Source organism: Faecalibacterium sp. Marseille-P9590 (assembly GCF_017377665.1).
Lineage (GTDB): Bacteria > Bacillota > Clostridia > Oscillospirales > Ruminococcaceae > Faecalibacterium.
Genome location: NZ_JAFREF010000003.1, coordinates 20874 through 36158 on the forward strand (window position 1 = coordinate 20874; position 15285 = coordinate 36158).

The 15285-nt window shown below is 58.6% G+C and carries 14 protein-coding genes, 1 tRNA gene and 1 riboswitch; of the genes, 8 read left to right on the plus strand and 7 right to left on the minus strand.

What is annotated here, in order from left to right:
* Positions 1-327 precede the first annotated feature (327 nt).
* Positions 328-843 (minus strand): folate family ECF transporter S component, encoded by a 516-nt coding sequence (locus J3349_RS04990; protein WP_158395179.1) that lies wholly within the window; start codon positions 841-843, stop codon positions 328-330.
* Positions 844-995: 152 nt separating this feature from the next.
* A riboswitch (THF riboswitch) is annotated at positions 996-1091 on the minus strand.
* Between the two features lie 178 nt (positions 1092-1269).
* Here J3349_RS04990 and J3349_RS04995 point away from each other — a divergent pair.
* The 6 genes from J3349_RS04995 (at position 1270) to J3349_RS05020 (ending at position 5782) form a co-directional block, all read left to right on the plus strand.
* The gene (locus J3349_RS04995) at positions 1270-2961 is read left to right on the plus strand and encodes a M3 family oligoendopeptidase (RefSeq protein WP_207676659.1); all 1692 of its coding nucleotides are present in this window, start codon (positions 1270-1272) and stop codon (positions 2959-2961) included.
* Positions 2962-3035: 74 nt separating this feature from the next.
* Positions 3036-3482: a large conductance mechanosensitive channel protein MscL gene (gene mscL / locus J3349_RS05000; RefSeq protein WP_207676660.1), complete on the plus strand. Its 447-nt coding sequence runs from the start codon at positions 3036-3038 to the stop codon at positions 3480-3482.
* 169 nt (positions 3483-3651) lie between these two features.
* Positions 3652-3727 (plus strand) — tRNA-Val (locus J3349_RS05005).
* A 351-nt stretch (positions 3728-4078) separates the two neighbouring features.
* The gene (locus J3349_RS05010) at positions 4079-4519 is read left to right on the plus strand and encodes a GNAT family N-acetyltransferase (protein ID WP_207676661.1); all 441 of its coding nucleotides are present in this window, start codon (positions 4079-4081) and stop codon (positions 4517-4519) included.
* 236 nt (positions 4520-4755) lie between these two features.
* Positions 4756-5082 carry a CidA/LrgA family protein gene (locus J3349_RS05015; RefSeq protein ID WP_242699522.1) on the plus strand — a complete coding sequence of 109 codons (327 nt, stop codon included), beginning with the start codon at positions 4756-4758 and terminating at the stop codon, positions 5080-5082.
* Positions 5075-5782: an LrgB family protein gene (locus J3349_RS05020; RefSeq protein ID WP_207676662.1), complete on the plus strand. Its 708-nt coding sequence runs from the start codon at positions 5075-5077 to the stop codon at positions 5780-5782. Before J3349_RS05015 ends, J3349_RS05020 begins: the two co-directional genes overlap by 8 nt.
* Before the next feature lie 66 nt (positions 5783-5848).
* Here the strand turns inward: J3349_RS05020 and J3349_RS05025 are convergent, their stop codons facing one another.
* From J3349_RS05025 to cysS, 4 genes are read right to left on the minus strand one after another with little or no spacing between them, the layout of a single operon-like run.
* Complete coding sequence (locus J3349_RS05025) at positions 5849-8566, minus strand: bifunctional diguanylate cyclase/phosphodiesterase (protein WP_207676663.1); 2718 nt, start codon at positions 8564-8566, stop codon at positions 5849-5851.
* Between the two features lie 37 nt (positions 8567-8603).
* Positions 8604-10055: an extracellular solute-binding protein gene (locus J3349_RS05030; protein ID WP_207676664.1), complete on the minus strand. Its 1452-nt coding sequence runs from the start codon at positions 10053-10055 to the stop codon at positions 8604-8606.
* Positions 10056-10104: 49 nt separating this feature from the next.
* Complete coding sequence (locus J3349_RS05035; protein ID WP_207676665.1) at positions 10105-10278, minus strand: hypothetical protein; 174 nt, start codon at positions 10276-10278, stop codon at positions 10105-10107.
* A 12-nt stretch (positions 10279-10290) separates the two neighbouring features.
* Positions 10291-11688, minus strand: coding sequence for a cysteine--tRNA ligase (gene cysS / locus J3349_RS05040; protein WP_158389392.1), 1398 nt, complete (start codon positions 11686-11688; stop codon positions 10291-10293).
* A gap of 487 nt (positions 11689-12175) precedes the next feature.
* Here cysS and J3349_RS05045 point away from each other — a divergent pair, with 487 nt between their 5' ends.
* A complete protein-coding gene (locus J3349_RS05045; protein WP_207676666.1) occupies positions 12176-12640 on the plus strand; it encodes a GNAT family N-acetyltransferase in 465 nt (154 codons plus the stop codon).
* A gap of 225 nt (positions 12641-12865) precedes the next feature.
* Entirely contained in the window at positions 12866-13879 is a 1014-nt protein-coding gene (gene asnA, locus J3349_RS05050) for an aspartate--ammonia ligase (RefSeq protein WP_158402002.1), read from the plus strand.
* Positions 13880-13924: 45 nt separating this feature from the next.
* Here the strand turns inward: asnA and J3349_RS05055 are convergent, their stop codons facing one another.
* Together J3349_RS05055 and pgsA are read right to left on the minus strand one after the other, a co-directional pair.
* Positions 13925-14596 (minus strand): hypothetical protein, encoded by a 672-nt coding sequence (locus J3349_RS05055; RefSeq protein ID WP_347564975.1) that lies wholly within the window; start codon positions 14594-14596, stop codon positions 13925-13927.
* A gap of 92 nt (positions 14597-14688) precedes the next feature.
* Positions 14689-15270, minus strand: coding sequence for a CDP-diacylglycerol--glycerol-3-phosphate 3-phosphatidyltransferase (gene pgsA, locus J3349_RS05060; protein WP_015564657.1), 582 nt, complete (start codon positions 15268-15270; stop codon positions 14689-14691).
* Positions 15271-15285 lie beyond the last annotated feature (15 nt).

Here is a 15285-nt window from a genome sequence, read left to right on the forward strand (position 1 = left end):
CTTTACGCCCTTGCTGAACGTAAAGTTCTGCGAAAGCGTAACACCATCGGCGGAGCCGTAAACCGGAGAAGCCCAAAAAATGCGTTTAGCGAAGCGGCTAGCATTTTTGGGCTTCGACAACTCCTTCGGGGTCTGAAAGGGGCGAGCAGCCCCTTTCTCGTGGATCCAGCGCGTCGAAATCGCTGGTGGTTTTCTGGTTCTCTTTTGACATCAAAAGAGAACATTAGCCTTAATGCGAACGCGCTCTGCCCCGCGCACAGGCGCGAGAACCATTTCTGGTTCTCTTTTGGTGCGCAAAAGAGAACTTAGCTCTGCGCAACAGCGCTCTTACCTTTTCGCCACTGCCATCAGCGCCCGATTCTCGAGCAGAATACGCAGCAGCACCGTATTCACCGCCGTGAGCACCAGCGCATTCGGGATGCGGGCGATGAGCACAGCCCATGCATAGCCGTAAAAGATGTGGAGCGCCAGCGAGTTGATGACCATCGAGCCGACGAAGTGTGCCGCCAGCACACTGCACCACAGCCGGTTGCCGGTGCGCAGATGGGAAAGCTTCTGCCAGCCCAAGCCGCCGACCAGGCCGATGGACGCCGCACCCAGCGTGATGAGCGGATTGATGGCATAGCCAGCCAGCACGCCGCCGATGATGTCGGCCACCATGCCCACGACGAAACCCGCCCACGGTCCAAAGAGGATGCCCGCCAGCAGCACCGGCAGACTGCCCAGATTGAACCGGACAAAGCCGGTGGAGATGCTCAGCACCCGGGAAAAGACGATGCTCATGGCGATGAGCAGGGCCATCGCCGTCAGGGTGCGCACGGAGATCCTGGATTCGTTTTTCATATCAACTGTCCTCCTGTTTTTCAGGAACTGCGGGGGGAGCAGAAAGAAACGCCCTCCCCTGTGACAAACCGCACAAAGGAGGGCGTGAGTTCAACAAACTTCACTTCCGGACGACGCCGTGCAGACGGCCTCGCCCGCACCCAAGTCCATGCAGCAGCGGGATGCAGGCCATGCACCGCGGGTCTCCCTTCGTCCGCAGCACAACTCCCCGTTGATGCGGCACTTGACGCGCATAGCCTTACTCTGTTGATACTGTTATTATATGCTTTTTTCCGCCCTGTTTCAATCACGGGATGCAACAGGTTTGCTAAAACAAAGCCGCAGAATTTATCACATATGCTCAAAGTCTTTCTTTTTTGGCCCAAACGTGATAAGATGGGCATGATATTGAAAGGGGCTTTCCCGCCCCGGAAAGGATTTTTCACGATGAAATTCAGTGAGATGACCTATACCCGCCCTGACATCGACGCGCTGCTGGCCCGCTGCAAAGAGCTGACCGCAAAGGCAGCTGCCGCTGACAGCGGCGAGGCCCTTGTGGAGGTTTACTACGAGCAGAGCCGCGCCTTCGCCGACTACAACACGGCGGCCAACCTCGCCAACATCCACTACACCTGCGACACCCGCGACGCCTACTGGAAAGCTGAGCAGGACTTCTTTGACGCCAACGGCCCGGCAGTGTCCAACGCCAGCGTCGAGATCAGCCGCGCCTTCCTCGCCAACCCCCATGTGGACGCCCTGACCGAGGCCTTCGGTTCCACCTGCGTGGCCGGCATGAAGAACGCCGTGCTGGGCATGGACGAGCGCACCGTGGCCCTTCAGCAGGAGTACAACGCCCTCGTCAGCACCTACCAGCAGATCTACGGCGGTGCGCTGGTGGAGTTGGACGGCAAGCAGCTCACCATCCCCCAGCTTGGCCCCTACAAGGAGAGCACCGATGCCGCCACCCGCCGGGCCGCTTATGAGGCCGAGGCCGGTTACTTCGACGCCCACCGCGCCGAGCTGGACGAGCTGTACACCAAGATCGTCCAGAACCTGAACCAGCAGGCTCAGGTGATGGGCTTCCACGACTACAGCGAGCTCTCTTACGTGCGGATGAACCGCATCGGCTACGGCCCTGAGGACATCAAGCGCTTCCGCGACCAGGTGGCCCACGACGTCGTGCCGGAGCTGCAGAAGGTCATCGCTCTCAAGAACAGGCGCACCGGCATCCAGCACCCCACTTTTGCCGATCTGCCGGTGGCTTTCAAGGACGGCAACCCCAAGCCCATCGAGGGCTATGACGCCCGGATGTCCGCCGCCCGCACCATGTACCATGAACTCAGCCCCGAAACGGCAGAGTTCATCGACTTCATGCAGGACAACGAGCTGTTCGACGTCGAGAGCCGCCCCGGCAAGATGTCCGGAGGCTACATGACCAGCCTGCCCTCCTATAAAGCCCCCTTCATCTTCGCCAACTGGAACAATACTTCCGCTGACGTGGATGTTCTGACCCACGAGTGCGGCCACGCCTTCGAGGGCTATGTGGCTGAGCGCGATCCGAAGATCCCCGCCGACCTCGAATGCCCCGGCATGGAGAGCGCCGAGATCCACTCCATGGCCATGGAGTTCCTCACCGCACCGTGGCACCACCTGCTCTTCGGCAAGGACACCGACAAGTACGCCCTGCTCCACGCCGAAGACAGTTTCCTCTTCCTGGCCTACGGCTGCGCGGTGGATGAGTTCCAGCACATCATGTACCAGAACCCCGATTTGACCCCCGACCAGCGCAACCAGACCTGGCTGGAGCTGGAGCACAAGTACCGCCCCTGGATCGACTTTGACGCTCTGCCCTTCTATGGCCGCGGTGCAGGCTGGCAGCGTCAGCTCCACATCTACGAATGCCCCTTCTACTATATCGACTACTGCCTGTCCACCATGGCCGCTCTGCAGTTCTTCCTGCTGAGCCTCCATGACCAGAAAGATGCATGGGAGCGCTATCTGCGCCTCGTCCGCCGTGCCGGCACGGCCAGCTACACCGAGCTGTGCGAGACCGCCGGCCTGCAGGTGCCGTTCAACGACGGCTCCATCAAGGCCATCGCCCAGCAGATGAGCCAGTGGATCGCAGAGCATCAGGTCTGACTTGAAAATATTGCCGTCTTCTTGTATTATATAGGTATATCATGCCATCTGCGGCAAAAGGAGCGGTACTTATCATGTCAGAAAAGAAAACCAGCGGCATCAAGAATTTCTTTGAAGAGTTCAAAGCCTTCGCCATGCGCGGCAATGTGCTCGACATGGCAGTTGGTGTGGTCGTCGGCTCGGCTTTCACCGCGATCGTCAACTCTCTGGTAAACGACATCATCTCCCCCATCATCGGCCTGTTCTTCAACGCCGATTTCTCGGATGTCGTCATCCAGATCGGCGATGTTGGCATCGGCGTCGGTGCTTTTCTCAACGCCATCATCAACTTCCTCATCGTGGCCTTCGTGCTGTTCGTGACCATCAAGGCCATCAATATGCTGCACAAGAAGCCCTTGGAAGAGCCGAAGGAGCCCACCACCAAGAAATGCCCCTACTGCCAGAGCGAGATTGCTTTCAAGGCTGTCCGCTGCCCCCACTGCACTTCGAAGCTCGAGGGCTTTCCCGAAGCAAAGCTGTAATTTTCCCTGTTTTCTCCCCGGCGCTGTCCGCTCTTTGGACGCCGCCGGGGCTTTTTTGTGCCCTTTTTTCGGGGCGCAGAAAAGAAAATCAGAATTTTTTCGAAAAAAGTATTGCTTTTTCGGGCGAGTCATGGTATTATATCAGAGTCGTCACGACGCAACAGAATATGGACGGTTAGCTCAGCTGGTAGAGCATCTGCTTGACGTGCAGGAGGTCACAGGTTCGAGTCCTGTACCGTCCACCACATCCCCAGACCATTCGGTCTGGGGATTTTTTTGTGGTGGACGGTACAGGACGAGAACAGCACGGCCACGCCGCAGGCGTGGAAAACAACAGCCCAGTGGGCTGTTGTTTAGTGCGCGGTTTCCAACGACTAGGAATGTCTACCAAGAAAGCTCCGCCTGCCGGAGCACCATTTGCACCGCCTCGGTTGGGCGGGACAGGACAGGAACAATGTAAGTCAGAGCCATTCGTAAAAAACAAAGGCAGGGTATCATCGTGGCGATGGTATCCTGCCTTTTTCGCATCTGGGATGGTCTTTCGGTTAATGGTATGGTATACTCGGCTCAACAAATCGGAATTTGTGGAGGTAAGTATGATAGTACCTGTAGATGAAACAAATCTTCTTCAAGCCGCAACCATCCATTCCATATCCTGGAAGGAATCGCATCGTGCATTTTGTACTCCTGATTTCATAGAAACACACACGCCAGATCGGCAGCGGGAGTATTTGAGAAACAAGATGAACAACGGAACAAAGCTCTATATGCTTGTAGAAGAAAAACCAATAGGGGTTGTTTCTGTAACAAAGGGTTTAATAGAGGATCTTTATATTCTTCCAGATATGCAAAACATGGGTTATGGAACGAAATTGTTACTATACGCAGTAGGCCAATGTACGGATACCTCTACGCTGTGGATTCTTGAGAATAATGTAAATGCTGAGAGACTCTATCGTCGAATAGGCTTTAAGGAGACAGGGAGAAAGAACGCAATAACAAATAAACTTGATGAGATTGAGTTCGCATTGACATAAATTCCCGTTTATCGCGCTCTCCCACCGCAGGGTTTGGGGCAAGCACGCTATCCAAACCTCCAATTTTCCGCACCAAAGGGGCAAAATCTTGGCCAGTATTGCCGTTGCGCCGCAGGAATTTTTGGATTATACTGTTGACTTGTATCTTATTTTGTATTTTCCTGTTCAGTCGATCCAAAGGAGGCATCCTTACGAACTATCTGTTTCAATTTGCGCGTATTCTGGCGTTCTGCTTTTTGGGCGAGATCTGCCACGCAGTGCTCCCGCTCCCCATCCCGGCCAGCATCTACGGCCTGCTGCTGCTCCTGGCCGCGCTCCGCTTCGGCATCGTGAAGCTCGAGCAGGTCAAGGAAGTGGGCCTGTTCCTCACCAGCATCTTCCCGCTGCTGTTTGTGCCTGCCGCCGCGGGCGTCATGGAGCTGTGGGCAGAGATGGGCGAGATGCTGCTGCCCATCGTCATCGCCATCATCCCGGTGACAGTGCTGGTCCTCGTGAGTGCAGGCCGCACCACCCAGGCCCTCACCAGCCGCCGCGCTGCAAGGAAGGAGGCCGAACATGACTGAGCTTTTACAGGGCTTTCTCTCCGGGTCCGCCGCGTGGGGCGTGCTGCTGACGCTGGCCGCTTTCGCGCTGGGTGCTCTCATCAACAAAACCACCGGCAAGGCCATCTTCAACCCGCTGCTGCTGGGCAGCATCTTCGTCATCATCCTGCTGAGTGTGCTGAACATCCCCTACGCCGACTACAAGGTCAGTGCTGCCCCGGTGAACTATCTGCTGCTGCCGGCCACCATCAGCCTCGCTATCCCGCTCTATGAAAAATGGGACCTGCTGAAAGAGAACGCCGCCGCCATCATCGCGGGCATCTCAGTGGGTACGCTGGTGAGCCTGGGCAGCGCTTTGGCTCTGGCCCTCGCACTGGACCTCACTCGGGAGCAGTACGCCACCCTCCTGCCGAAGTCCGTCACCACGGCCATCAGCATGGACGTCGCCGCTGAGCTGGGCGGCATCGCTGCCCTGACGGGTGCCATCGTCATCCTCACCGGCATCGCAGGCAACCTGCTGGCCGAGGTGGTCTGCAAGATCTTCCACATCACCGACCCCATCGCAAAGGGCGTCGGCATCGGCACCTCGGCCCATGCCGTAGGCACCAGCAAAGCTCTGCAGATGGGTGAGGTCGAAGGTGCCATGAGCGGCCTGTCCATCGCCGTGGCCGGCGTCCTCACCGCCGTGCTCTGCCCCCTCTTCGTCAGCTTCATTCAGTAAAGATAGACAAAGTATCGCCCTCTGTACCGGCACAATGCCAATACAGAGGGCGATACTTTTTGCTTTTTAAGACCCGGCTTCTTCCCGCTCGGCTTTCTGGCGTTCCACCTCGGCGATGACCTCGGCGGCCTTTTCGTCGATGGCCCCCGGCTCTGCCGCCGGGCAGGCCAGACAGTAGCCCTGCAGCAGGTCTACACCCATCTCGAGCACCTTGCGCAGCTCCGACAGCGTTTCCACGCCCTCAGCCAGCACCTGCACACCGCGCGGGTGGGCGTAATCGATGAGCGTCATGAGGAACTGCTGTTTGTCGGCATCGGTATCAATGCCCCGGATGATGGCGATGTCCACCTTGACATACTTGGGCGCGATCGTCAGCAGACTGTTGCCATTGCTGTAGCCGCTGCCGTAGTCATCCAGCGCAAAGACGCCGGACGAACCGGGGGCATTCCGCTTCCGTTCCAGCTCTCGCTCGTTCATCTCTTCCTCTTCGGTGATCTCCACCACCAGCTTCGGAAGGATGGCACTGTGGGCCTCGCAGTAGCTCGCCCAGTCCTCATCGCTCAGGCTGACACTGGCGATGCTGTTGACGAAGATGAGAGCGTCGGCGTCCAGTTTACCGGCAGCCTCCAGCTCCTCGTAGCACTCACAGGCCCGGAAGAGAGTCAGCTTCTCAATATCATACATCCGGCCCATCTCGCTGGCCAGCTGCATTACCGTGAGCGGCGAACGCAGGGTGGGCAGCTGGGGCCGCATCAGGGCCTCATAGGCCACCACATGGCCGTCGTGAGCTGAGACGATGGGCTGGAAGTCGTAGTCCACCCGCCGCTCCCGGATGAGTTTTTCAAAGTCGCTGCGCTGCTCCATCGCATAGACACCGGCGCGGTAGCGCTCCATGTCGAACTCCCGTATCTCGCCCTTGGTGGAATGCTTGACTTCATACATTGCAAAGTCCGCATACTTCTTGAGGGTGTCGAGGTCCAGTGCGTCCTCCGGATACCATGCCACGCCGCCGGACATCCGGATGCACAGACCCTTACCGTCCGGCAGAGCAGCACTGCTCTGGGCAAAGTTCTCTTCCAGCTTCTTGATGTCCGCCCGCAGGGCCTCCCGCGTCTCATAGCCGTAGAACAGCAGCAGGAACTCGTCGCCGGAAAGGCGGGCCACCACAGTGCCGCCGGGCGAGTTCTGCCGTAAGCTGTGGGCCGTCTGCCGCAGATAAATGTCACCCCAGTCGTGGCCATAAGTGTCGTTGATGGTCTTGAGGTTGTCGAGGTCGGTCATCATCAGGGCCGCGTGACGGAGAGTATCGGGCTTCTCGAACAGCTTCCCGCAGACCCGGAAGAAGGCCTGACGGCTGTACAGTCCGGTCAGTGCGTCATAATCGCGCTCGTGCTCAATGCGGTTGCGCTCGGCCACCGCCGCCTTGTAGTTGTCGGTGCTCAGGGTCACGATGGATTCCGCCAGCTGGTCCAGCTCCCGGATGCCGGTACGGGAAAATTCCGGCACAGCCTTGCGCTGTTCCTGTGCGTCCACCAGCTCTTTCGAGAGCTGGGCAACGGGCTGTGCCAGACCAAAGCTGACGAGGAAGGCGCAGGCCAGACCGATGCCCATTGTCAGCAGTACGGCAAGGCCCATCAGCTTCGTCATCGACTGGGAGAAGCTGAACAGATCGTTCTTGCCCACCACGCCGACGAGCAGCCACCGCTCACCCGAGAAGGGGGCGTTGCGGCTGTACAGGCTGATCTGCCGGATGCTGGCGATCTGCTGCCTACCGTCCATCATGTAATACCAGTAGTTGTTGCTGCGCCGGAGAGTCAGTTCCCATTTCGCATTCCGCAGCGGTACGCTCTGCTCACCGGTGTTGGAGGTGACATGAAGATCCAGCACCTCGCCCTTCAGGTCGGAGGTGGTGGAGGCCAGCAGATAGCTGCCGTGATGGTCGTTCTGCAGCTCGTTCCACGGGAGTTTGGTGTCCATGTAGCTTTCCAGAAGCTCGACGCCCAGAACGCCGTAGACTGTGCCGTCGTCCAGGATAAGGGGCTGCGCGTAGGCGATGGCCTCGCGGTCGTCACCCAGCAGCTTATATGGCAGAGTCGTCCAGCGGCCATAGTTCGCCGCCCCCATACGCTCGACGTCTTCGTAGGCTGTCTGGAAGGGACGGACATAAAACACATCCTGCTCTCCGTCCAGATACTGCAGCGCAGGCGACCACGCCTTGTCCGTAGCGATGTCAAAGGTCTGCACCAGCTCCGACGGAGCGCACTCAAGCAAAATATCCGAGTTTACCACAGAGGGGGCTGCATCCGGGTCGAGGTCGCGCAGGTAAACGCAGGGCAGGCGGTCTCCGGAGGTGCGGCCCGTGAAGTCGTGGGTGTTCAGGATGAGGAAGATGCCCGTAATGCGCTTGGAGCGCAGCGTCTCAAGCATTCTGGGGGCTGCAGCCAGCAGCAGCGGCAGACTGTCGCTGCTGCTGGAATCCAGCGTCTTGAGGGAAAGCGTCTCGTCGTCCAGCATCTGCTGGGCGGTCTCATTGATGTAGGTCGAAAGATCCGTCAGCTCCTGTGCCTGCTGGAGCTGGTCCTGAATGTAGCCTGCACGGTTCTCCACCTGCTTGTCCAGGATGTCCACCGCGTTCTCATCCAGTTGGAGCGTAACGCCGCTGATCGCAGTGGCCGAAGCCATCAGCATGACCACGATGGCCAGCATGACCATCAGCGCCGAGAAGATGGTAACGAAAATAGTATGCTCTCTTCCCTTTGCTTCATCCCGCATCAGCAGTTTCATGCTTTTCCCCTCCTTCCGCTCATTTTTGTAAGACGCCTCAGCCTTCGTACTGACTCAGTGCGTCACAGAGGCTCTGGTACCATGCCTCAAAATACTCATCCGTCAGGAATCCCGCCTCGGCCTCTTCCGCACTCTCGCCTGCTGCGAGGCGCTCTTCCACCGTGGCGCGGTCTGCCGTGGCAAGGTCGATCATGCTGTAGCCCAGCTTGCTGCGGGCGTCGGTGCCGCCCTCAAAGGCTTTGGTCGTGTACATTTCATTGGTATTCACAGCCTCCACGGCCTCCGTCAGGACATTTTCCATGTTGCCGGTCAGGGCGAGGCCGCTGCTGTGGATAGCATCCATATCGTTGGCGGCATGGGTCACGGGCAGATAGCCGGAACCCACTGCAAATGCGATGTTGTTTTCCGGCTGGGTGAACCACTTGAGGAAGACCACGCTGGCTTCCACCTCGGCATCGGTGGTCTTTGCCACGGCCATACCGGCACCCTGCTGGACAGAGACTTTCTCGCAGCCCTCAAAGTGCGGCGTGGGCAGGACTTTCAGCTCGATGTCGTGGCTCTCGGTGTCGCTCAGCATCACCTGCGTCGGGAAGTAGGTCGCGCTGGAGTTAGAGCCGATGTAGGCCAGAATGCTGCCGATTTTAATATCGTCGCTGCGGAAGCGGCCGCTGGCGGCGGCCCAGCCCTTGATGTAGGGAACATAGTAGTTATCCCACAGCTTGCGGGCCACGTCCTCGCTCAAGCCCATGGTCATCTTGCCGTCCTTGACGTCAAAAATGGTGTCGCCCAGCTCTTTTGCGCCGATGAGCATATAGTTTGCTATCGCGTCGCGGCCAAACAGGGCTTTGCCGTCGTTGGGCGTATCGGTCTGGGCATCCGTCCAGTTGTAGTAGGCTTCGGCGGTCTTGACCAGACCCTCCACCGTCTCAAGGTCGGAATACCGTGCGCCGGTGGCGGCAGCAAAGAGCTTCCAGTCGGTATCATTCAGGAACAGAAGCTCTGTGGACTTTGCCACCGGGAAGATCTTGATGCTGCCGCTGTCGTCGAAGTCGCCCTCGGTCAGGTAGCTGTCCACATAGGCGGCGCGCTCCTCGTCAGTGAAGTAGGGAGCAAGGTCGGCCAGCTCGCCCATCTGATCCATGGCATAGGCGGTGTCTGCATAGGCCATAAAGATGTTGGGCATGGCAGAAGCGCCCACCTTGCCCTGTGCCGCAGCCATCACCTGCGTCTCGAGGTCGTTGACGCTGCCCTGGCTGTAGCTCTCCACGGTGATGTTCTTTTCCTTGCCGACGGTATTGTTGAAGGTATCCACCAGCTTATTGAAGCTTTCCAGCTGGTCGCCGTTGTAATATGTCCAGACGCTCAGATTCACCGGCTCGGTGTTACCCTGTGCAGTGCTCTGAGCGCCCCCGCAGCCCACGAGGCCCAGCACCAGAGCTGCAGCCGCCGCAAACGCGGCCAGACGGCGCATTCCGATTCGTTTCACCATGAACTTTCTCCCCATTATGAAGATTTGTTTATTCCCAAAGATATTTTTATCATACCACCACGCAGCCAGAGATGTAAACATGTTCTGGCAAAATCAGCAATATCACAACAACTCTTTTCGGATTTTGTCGATTTTTACGTTTTCCTTTTTCCACAAAAAAGCAGGGCAGGCCCGCGCCGTCCAAAGCTTCCAGCTTTTGGCAAAGCGCAGGTCTGCCCTGCATCGGATATTCAGATTACAGCTTGCTCAGCTGGGGACCCTGAGCGGTATCCTTCACGGCCCAGCCCATCTCGGTGAGCTGTGCGCGGATGGCGTCGGCGGCAGCCCAGTCCTTGGCCTTCTTGGCGGCGGCACGCTTCTCCACCAGTTCGGTCACCTCAGCGGGAACTTCGTCCTTCTTGCGGTTGTACATCAGGCCCAGCACGCCGGTGATCTCGTCGAAGGCGGCAGCGCCGGCTTCGAGAGCAGCTTTACTGGAAGCGGCGGACAGGGTGTTGATGTCCTTCACGAGGTCGAAGACAGCAGCCAGGGCGTCGGGGGTGTTCAGGTCGTCGTCCATGGCGGTGCAGAATTTCTTCTTTGCTTCCTCGGCCTTCTCCTTCAGCGTCTCGTCGGTGCCGAACTCGGTCTTGCTCAGGGCAAAGTCGAGGTTCTCGCGGCAGGTGTAGAGACGCTCGAGGCTGTTCTTGCAGCTCTCGATGAGGTCCACGGTGTAGTTCAGCGGCATCCGGTAGCCGGCGGTCAGCATGAAGTAGCGGATGGGCTCGTAGCCGTAGAGGTTGGCCACGTCGCGGACGGTGAAGAAGTTGTGCAGGCTCTTGGACATCTTCTGATTATCCACGTTGATGAAGCCGTTGTGCATCCAGTAGCGGGCGAACTCGCAGCCGTTGGCGCACTCGCTCTGGGCGATCTCGTTCTCATGGTGGGGGAAGATGAGATCCTGACCGCCGCAGTGGAGGTCGATGGTCTTGCCCAGATGGGTGCGGCTCATGGCGCTGCACTCGATGTGCCAGCCCGGACGGCCCATGCCGTAGGGGCTCTCCCATGCGGGCTCGCCGGGCTTTGCGGCCTTCCAGACGGCGAAGTCGGCGGGGTCTTCCTTCAGGTCGTCCTCCATCTGGCTGCGCAGCTCGCGGTTGCCGCTCTCGAGGTCGTCCAGCTTGAGGTGGCTCAGCTTGCCGTACTCGGGGTCGCTCTTGACGCGGAAGTAGACGTCGCCGTTCTTGGCGACATAGGCGTGGCCGCTCTCGATGAGGTCTTTCACGATGTCGAGGATCTGCTGGATATGCTCGGTAGCGCGGGGCTGGACGGTGGGCTTTTTGCAGTTCAGACCGGCGGCATCCTTGAGGTACTCGGCCTCGAAGCGCTGGGCGACTTCCTTCATGGAAGTACCCTCTTCCTGGCCCTTCTTGATGAGCTTGTCATCGATGTCGGTGATGTTGGAGACATAGATGACCTTGTTGCCGCGGTACTCAAGGTAACGGCGCAGGGTGTCGAAGACGATGAGCGGGCGGGCGTTGCCGATGTGGATATAGTTGTAGACGGTGGGGCCGCAGACGTAGATACGGTACTCGCCCGGCACCTGCGGCACGAACTCTTCCTTCTGGCGGGTCAGGGTGTTGAAGATCTGCATAGTTGAATACTCCTTTTTGTGGGACAGACCGAAGCCGTGATTATAAACCTCTCAGTCTCGCTTTCGCTCGACAGCTCCCCTATCGAGGGGAGCCCTTGGCAAAGAGGGCCAGCTCCTGCGAGCCTGCCCGAAAAAGCAAAAGCCTCCAACGCCATGCCAAAAGCACAGCATCGAAGGCGGTCTTTTCTCAAAATCGCGGTTCCACTCCGGTTTGTCGCTCAAAGCCGATAACGGCGGCCATCCGCACTGCGATACTCAGCTTCCCGCAGCGTGCTGTCTGGGCGCACTTCACGCGGCGGTCTGCAAACAGGCTTCCAGCCAACGGCCCGTTCTCTCTGCCCAGACGATGCAGCGCTACTCTGCCCGGATAAACGCATTTATCCTTTTACAAACTTATTATAATAGCCGCCGGGGCGTAAGTCAAGCGTTTGACTCCCCTGCCCGGCTTGTGCTACACTGGGCAAAAATGCAGCCCGGAGGTTTTATCATGCAGCTTATCACCGAACGTCTTTTTCTCATCCCCCTGCAGCCCGATGGGATGCGCGCCCTTCTGGCCCGCACCACCGACCCGGAACTCATCCAGCCCTACACCGATATGCTGAACCTTTCCCTCGCCCACCCCGAGCAGTGGGTCTGGTACACCGCATGGGGGCTTTACCAGAACGATTCCGGCGACTGGGTAGGAGACCTCTGCTTCAAGGGCCTGCCCGAAAACGGCCAGCCGGAAATTGGCTACGGCCTTCTGCCGGAATATGAACATCAGGGCTACGCCACCGAGGCTGTCCGCGCCGCCTGCCGCTGGGCCTTTGAACAGCCCGGCGTCACCGCCGTCGAGGCCGAGACCGCCCCCGATCATGCTGCCTCGCAGGCAGTGCTGCACCGGGTGGGCTTTGTTCCGACCGGGACGATGGGCGCGGAAGGGCCGAGGTTTATTTTGCGCCAAAAGCCTTGACTCCATCGCCAAATCAGCGCTTTCCCCTTTACATCTCCTTCAACTTGTGCCATAATTTATTCTAATATAGCAGTTTGCGTTTTCAATGGTCTGGCAACATCCGCAAACTGCATATCGCAAATATGCTGTTACCCATAGGCATATCTGTGGAACTTGCGATTAAGGGAAGCTGCCCTCGGCGCGGCGATTCGGCGGCGCGGGGCAGCAAGAGAGGGGTAATCTGCTATGAGTAAGATCATCATTCCGGCAAACTACACGCCCGCGCTGAACCTATACGACACCCAGCGCGCCATCGGCACCGTGAAGCGGCTGTTCGCCGACACCCTGTGCGCCACACTGAATCTCTACCGCGTGTCGGCACCGCTCTTCGTCGAGGCTTCTACCGGCCTGAACGACGATTTGAACGGCGTTGAGCGGAAGGTCACCTTCGACACCAAGGACAGCGGCATCGAGGTGCAGGTCGTTCAGTCGCTGGCCAAGTGGAAGCGCAAGGCCCTGAAAGACTACGGCTTCCGCGTGGGCAAGGGCCTCTACTGCGACATGAACGCCATCCGCCGCGACGAGGACATGGACAACCTCCACTCCATCTATGTGGACCAGTGGGACTGGGAGAAGGTCATCCGTGAGGAAGACCGGAACGAGACGTATCTGAAGAACGTCGTGCGCTCCATCGTGTCGGCGGTCTGTGCCACCGAGATGAACCTGCACGCCATGTTCCCCCAGCTGCAGGATCTGCCGCTCCACACCCCCAACGTCACCTTCATCACCACCCAGGAGCTGGAGGATAAGTACCCCGACCTGACCCCGAAGGAGCGGGAGAATGCCATCGTCAAGGAGAACGGCACCACCTTCCTGATGAAGATCGGCGCTCCCCTCAAGAGCGGCAAACCCCACGATGGCCGCGCCCCCGACTACGACGACTGGGATCTGAACGGCGACCTGCTGTTCTGGAACGAACCGCTGCAGTGCAGCTACGAGCTGAGCAGCATGGGCATCCGCGTCAGCCCCGAGAGCATGGACCGCCAGCTCACCGCCGCCGGCTGCGACGACCGCCGCGAGCTGCCCTTCCACAAGGCTGTGCTGAACGGCGAGCTGCCCTACACCATCGGCGGCGGCATCGGCCAGAGCCGTCTGTGCATGTTGCTGCTGGGCAGCGCCCACATCGGTGAGGTGCAGGCAAGCGTCTGGGACAACGCCACTCGCGAAGCCTGCGAGAAGGCAGGCATCCCGCTGCTGTAAGACTGTATACAAAAAGGACTGATGCATCCGCAGCAGTCCTTTTTCTTATGTCCTGAATTCCAGCCCCACCTTGCTTTTTCTCCCGTTTCCGCCCAGCCACCAGAGCAGGAAGGCGTACAGCAGGTTCGTGACGAGGATGATGGTAAACCACATCAGCGTCTCCTGAATGGTCTGGTCGTATACCCGCATAAAGGGGTAGGGGCCGTCGATGGCTCCTGTAATATTGCCGTGCAAATCATACAGACCGTATAGGATCGTCGGTACCAGCGCCCACCAGACCTGCCGCAGCGGCAGGCGGGGCAGACGCTCGAAGAGCACCAGCGACAGAATCGCCAGCACCGGGTTGATGAAATGGTGGTAGAGCATCGAGCCCGTGAAAAGCATGATGTACCAGCCGTTGCCGTCCTCGTACATGGGGGCGAGGATGATGACCACCGTTAAAAAGGTCATGGCGAGGCAGCTGGTGGAGATGAACTTGAGCCGCTTGAGCCAGAGGGGCAGCTCCCGCCCGGTGAAGATGCAGCCCAGCTGCCACAGACCCACCAGCAGACAGACCGCGCCGTTGAAGATGTTGGACAGCTCGGTGTACATCGTGAACATGATGGTCCCGCCCATGGCCCAGCTCATGGGGACGGCGATGGTCTCGAAGTACACGATAAGGAAGTTCATTGCCGCCGAGGCCAGCTTCCGCAGGACAGTCAGGATGTTTTTCAGCACCGTTTCACTCTCCTATCTGTAATTTTTTGTTGGAATATCAAAGAAACGAGCGTTTTTTTCCGCTCGTTTCTTTTTTACACCCGGACGGGCGCTTATTTTGCCGTATTGATGAAGCTGCGGTTATCCCACAGGTACTTGATGCCGGAGATGGCGGTGACCGCGGCCACGACCCAGCACAGCACAGAGGCGATGTCTGCACACTGCTGGCCCAGCACATTGCCGGTCAGGGAGACCGTGAAGTAGTAGAAGATGATGGTCAGCATCTGGAGTACGGTCTTCACCTTGCCCCACATGTTGGCGGCGATGACCTTGCCGTCCTTTGCACCGGCGGCCACCATGCGGAGGCCGGAGACGGCGAACTCGCGGGCCAGAATGATGCAGAGCACCACAGGACTGCACACGCCGTCCCGCATCATGTAGATGAAGGCTACCGTCGTCAGCAGCTTGTCGGCCAGCGGGTCGGCAAACTTGCCGAAGTCGGTGACCATGTTCCACTTGCGGGCCAGATGGCCGTCGAGGAAGTCGGTGAAGCTGGCCACGGCGAAGATGAGGCCGGCGATGAGGTAGTACCGCGGGTTGTAGCTCGGCGTGATATACTGGCCGAGCGAGACGAAAATCATGAACACCGGCACCAGCAGGATGCGGGTCAGGGTGAGTTTATTGGGCAGATTCATACAAAATTAACCTCC

What these genes read in the sequence shown, in the direction of transcription:
- asnA (WP_158402002.1), top strand. Translation starts at nt 12,866, where the DNA reads ATGAGTAAGATCATCATTCCGGCAAACTACACGCCCGCGCTGAACCTA.
- mscL (WP_207676660.1), top strand. Translation starts at nt 3,036, where the DNA reads ATGTCAGAAAAGAAAACCAGCGGCATCAAGAATTTCTTTGAAGAGTTC.
- J3349_RS04990 (WP_158395179.1), bottom strand. Translation starts at nt 843, where the DNA reads ATGAAAAACGAATCCAGGATCTCCGTGCGCACCCTGACGGCGATGGCC.
- J3349_RS05045 (WP_207676666.1), top strand. Translation starts at nt 12,176, where the DNA reads ATGCAGCTTATCACCGAACGTCTTTTTCTCATCCCCCTGCAGCCCGAT.
- J3349_RS05025 (WP_207676663.1), bottom strand. Translation starts at nt 8,566, where the DNA reads ATGAAACTGCTGATGCGGGATGAAGCAAAGGGAAGAGAGCATACTATT.
- J3349_RS05035 (WP_207676665.1), bottom strand. Translation starts at nt 10,278, where the DNA reads ATGCAGGGCAGACCTGCGCTTTGCCAAAAGCTGGAAGCTTTGGACGGC.
- cysS (WP_158389392.1), bottom strand. Translation starts at nt 11,688, where the DNA reads ATGCAGATCTTCAACACCCTGACCCGCCAGAAGGAAGAGTTCGTGCCG.
- pgsA (WP_015564657.1), bottom strand. Translation starts at nt 15,270, where the DNA reads ATGAATCTGCCCAATAAACTCACCCTGACCCGCATCCTGCTGGTGCCG.
- J3349_RS04995 (WP_207676659.1), top strand. Translation starts at nt 1,270, where the DNA reads ATGAAATTCAGTGAGATGACCTATACCCGCCCTGACATCGACGCGCTG.
- J3349_RS05020 (WP_207676662.1), top strand. Translation starts at nt 5,075, where the DNA reads ATGACTGAGCTTTTACAGGGCTTTCTCTCCGGGTCCGCCGCGTGGGGC.
- J3349_RS05030 (WP_207676664.1), bottom strand. Translation starts at nt 10,055, where the DNA reads ATGGTGAAACGAATCGGAATGCGCCGTCTGGCCGCGTTTGCGGCGGCT.
- J3349_RS05010 (WP_207676661.1), top strand. Translation starts at nt 4,079, where the DNA reads ATGATAGTACCTGTAGATGAAACAAATCTTCTTCAAGCCGCAACCATC.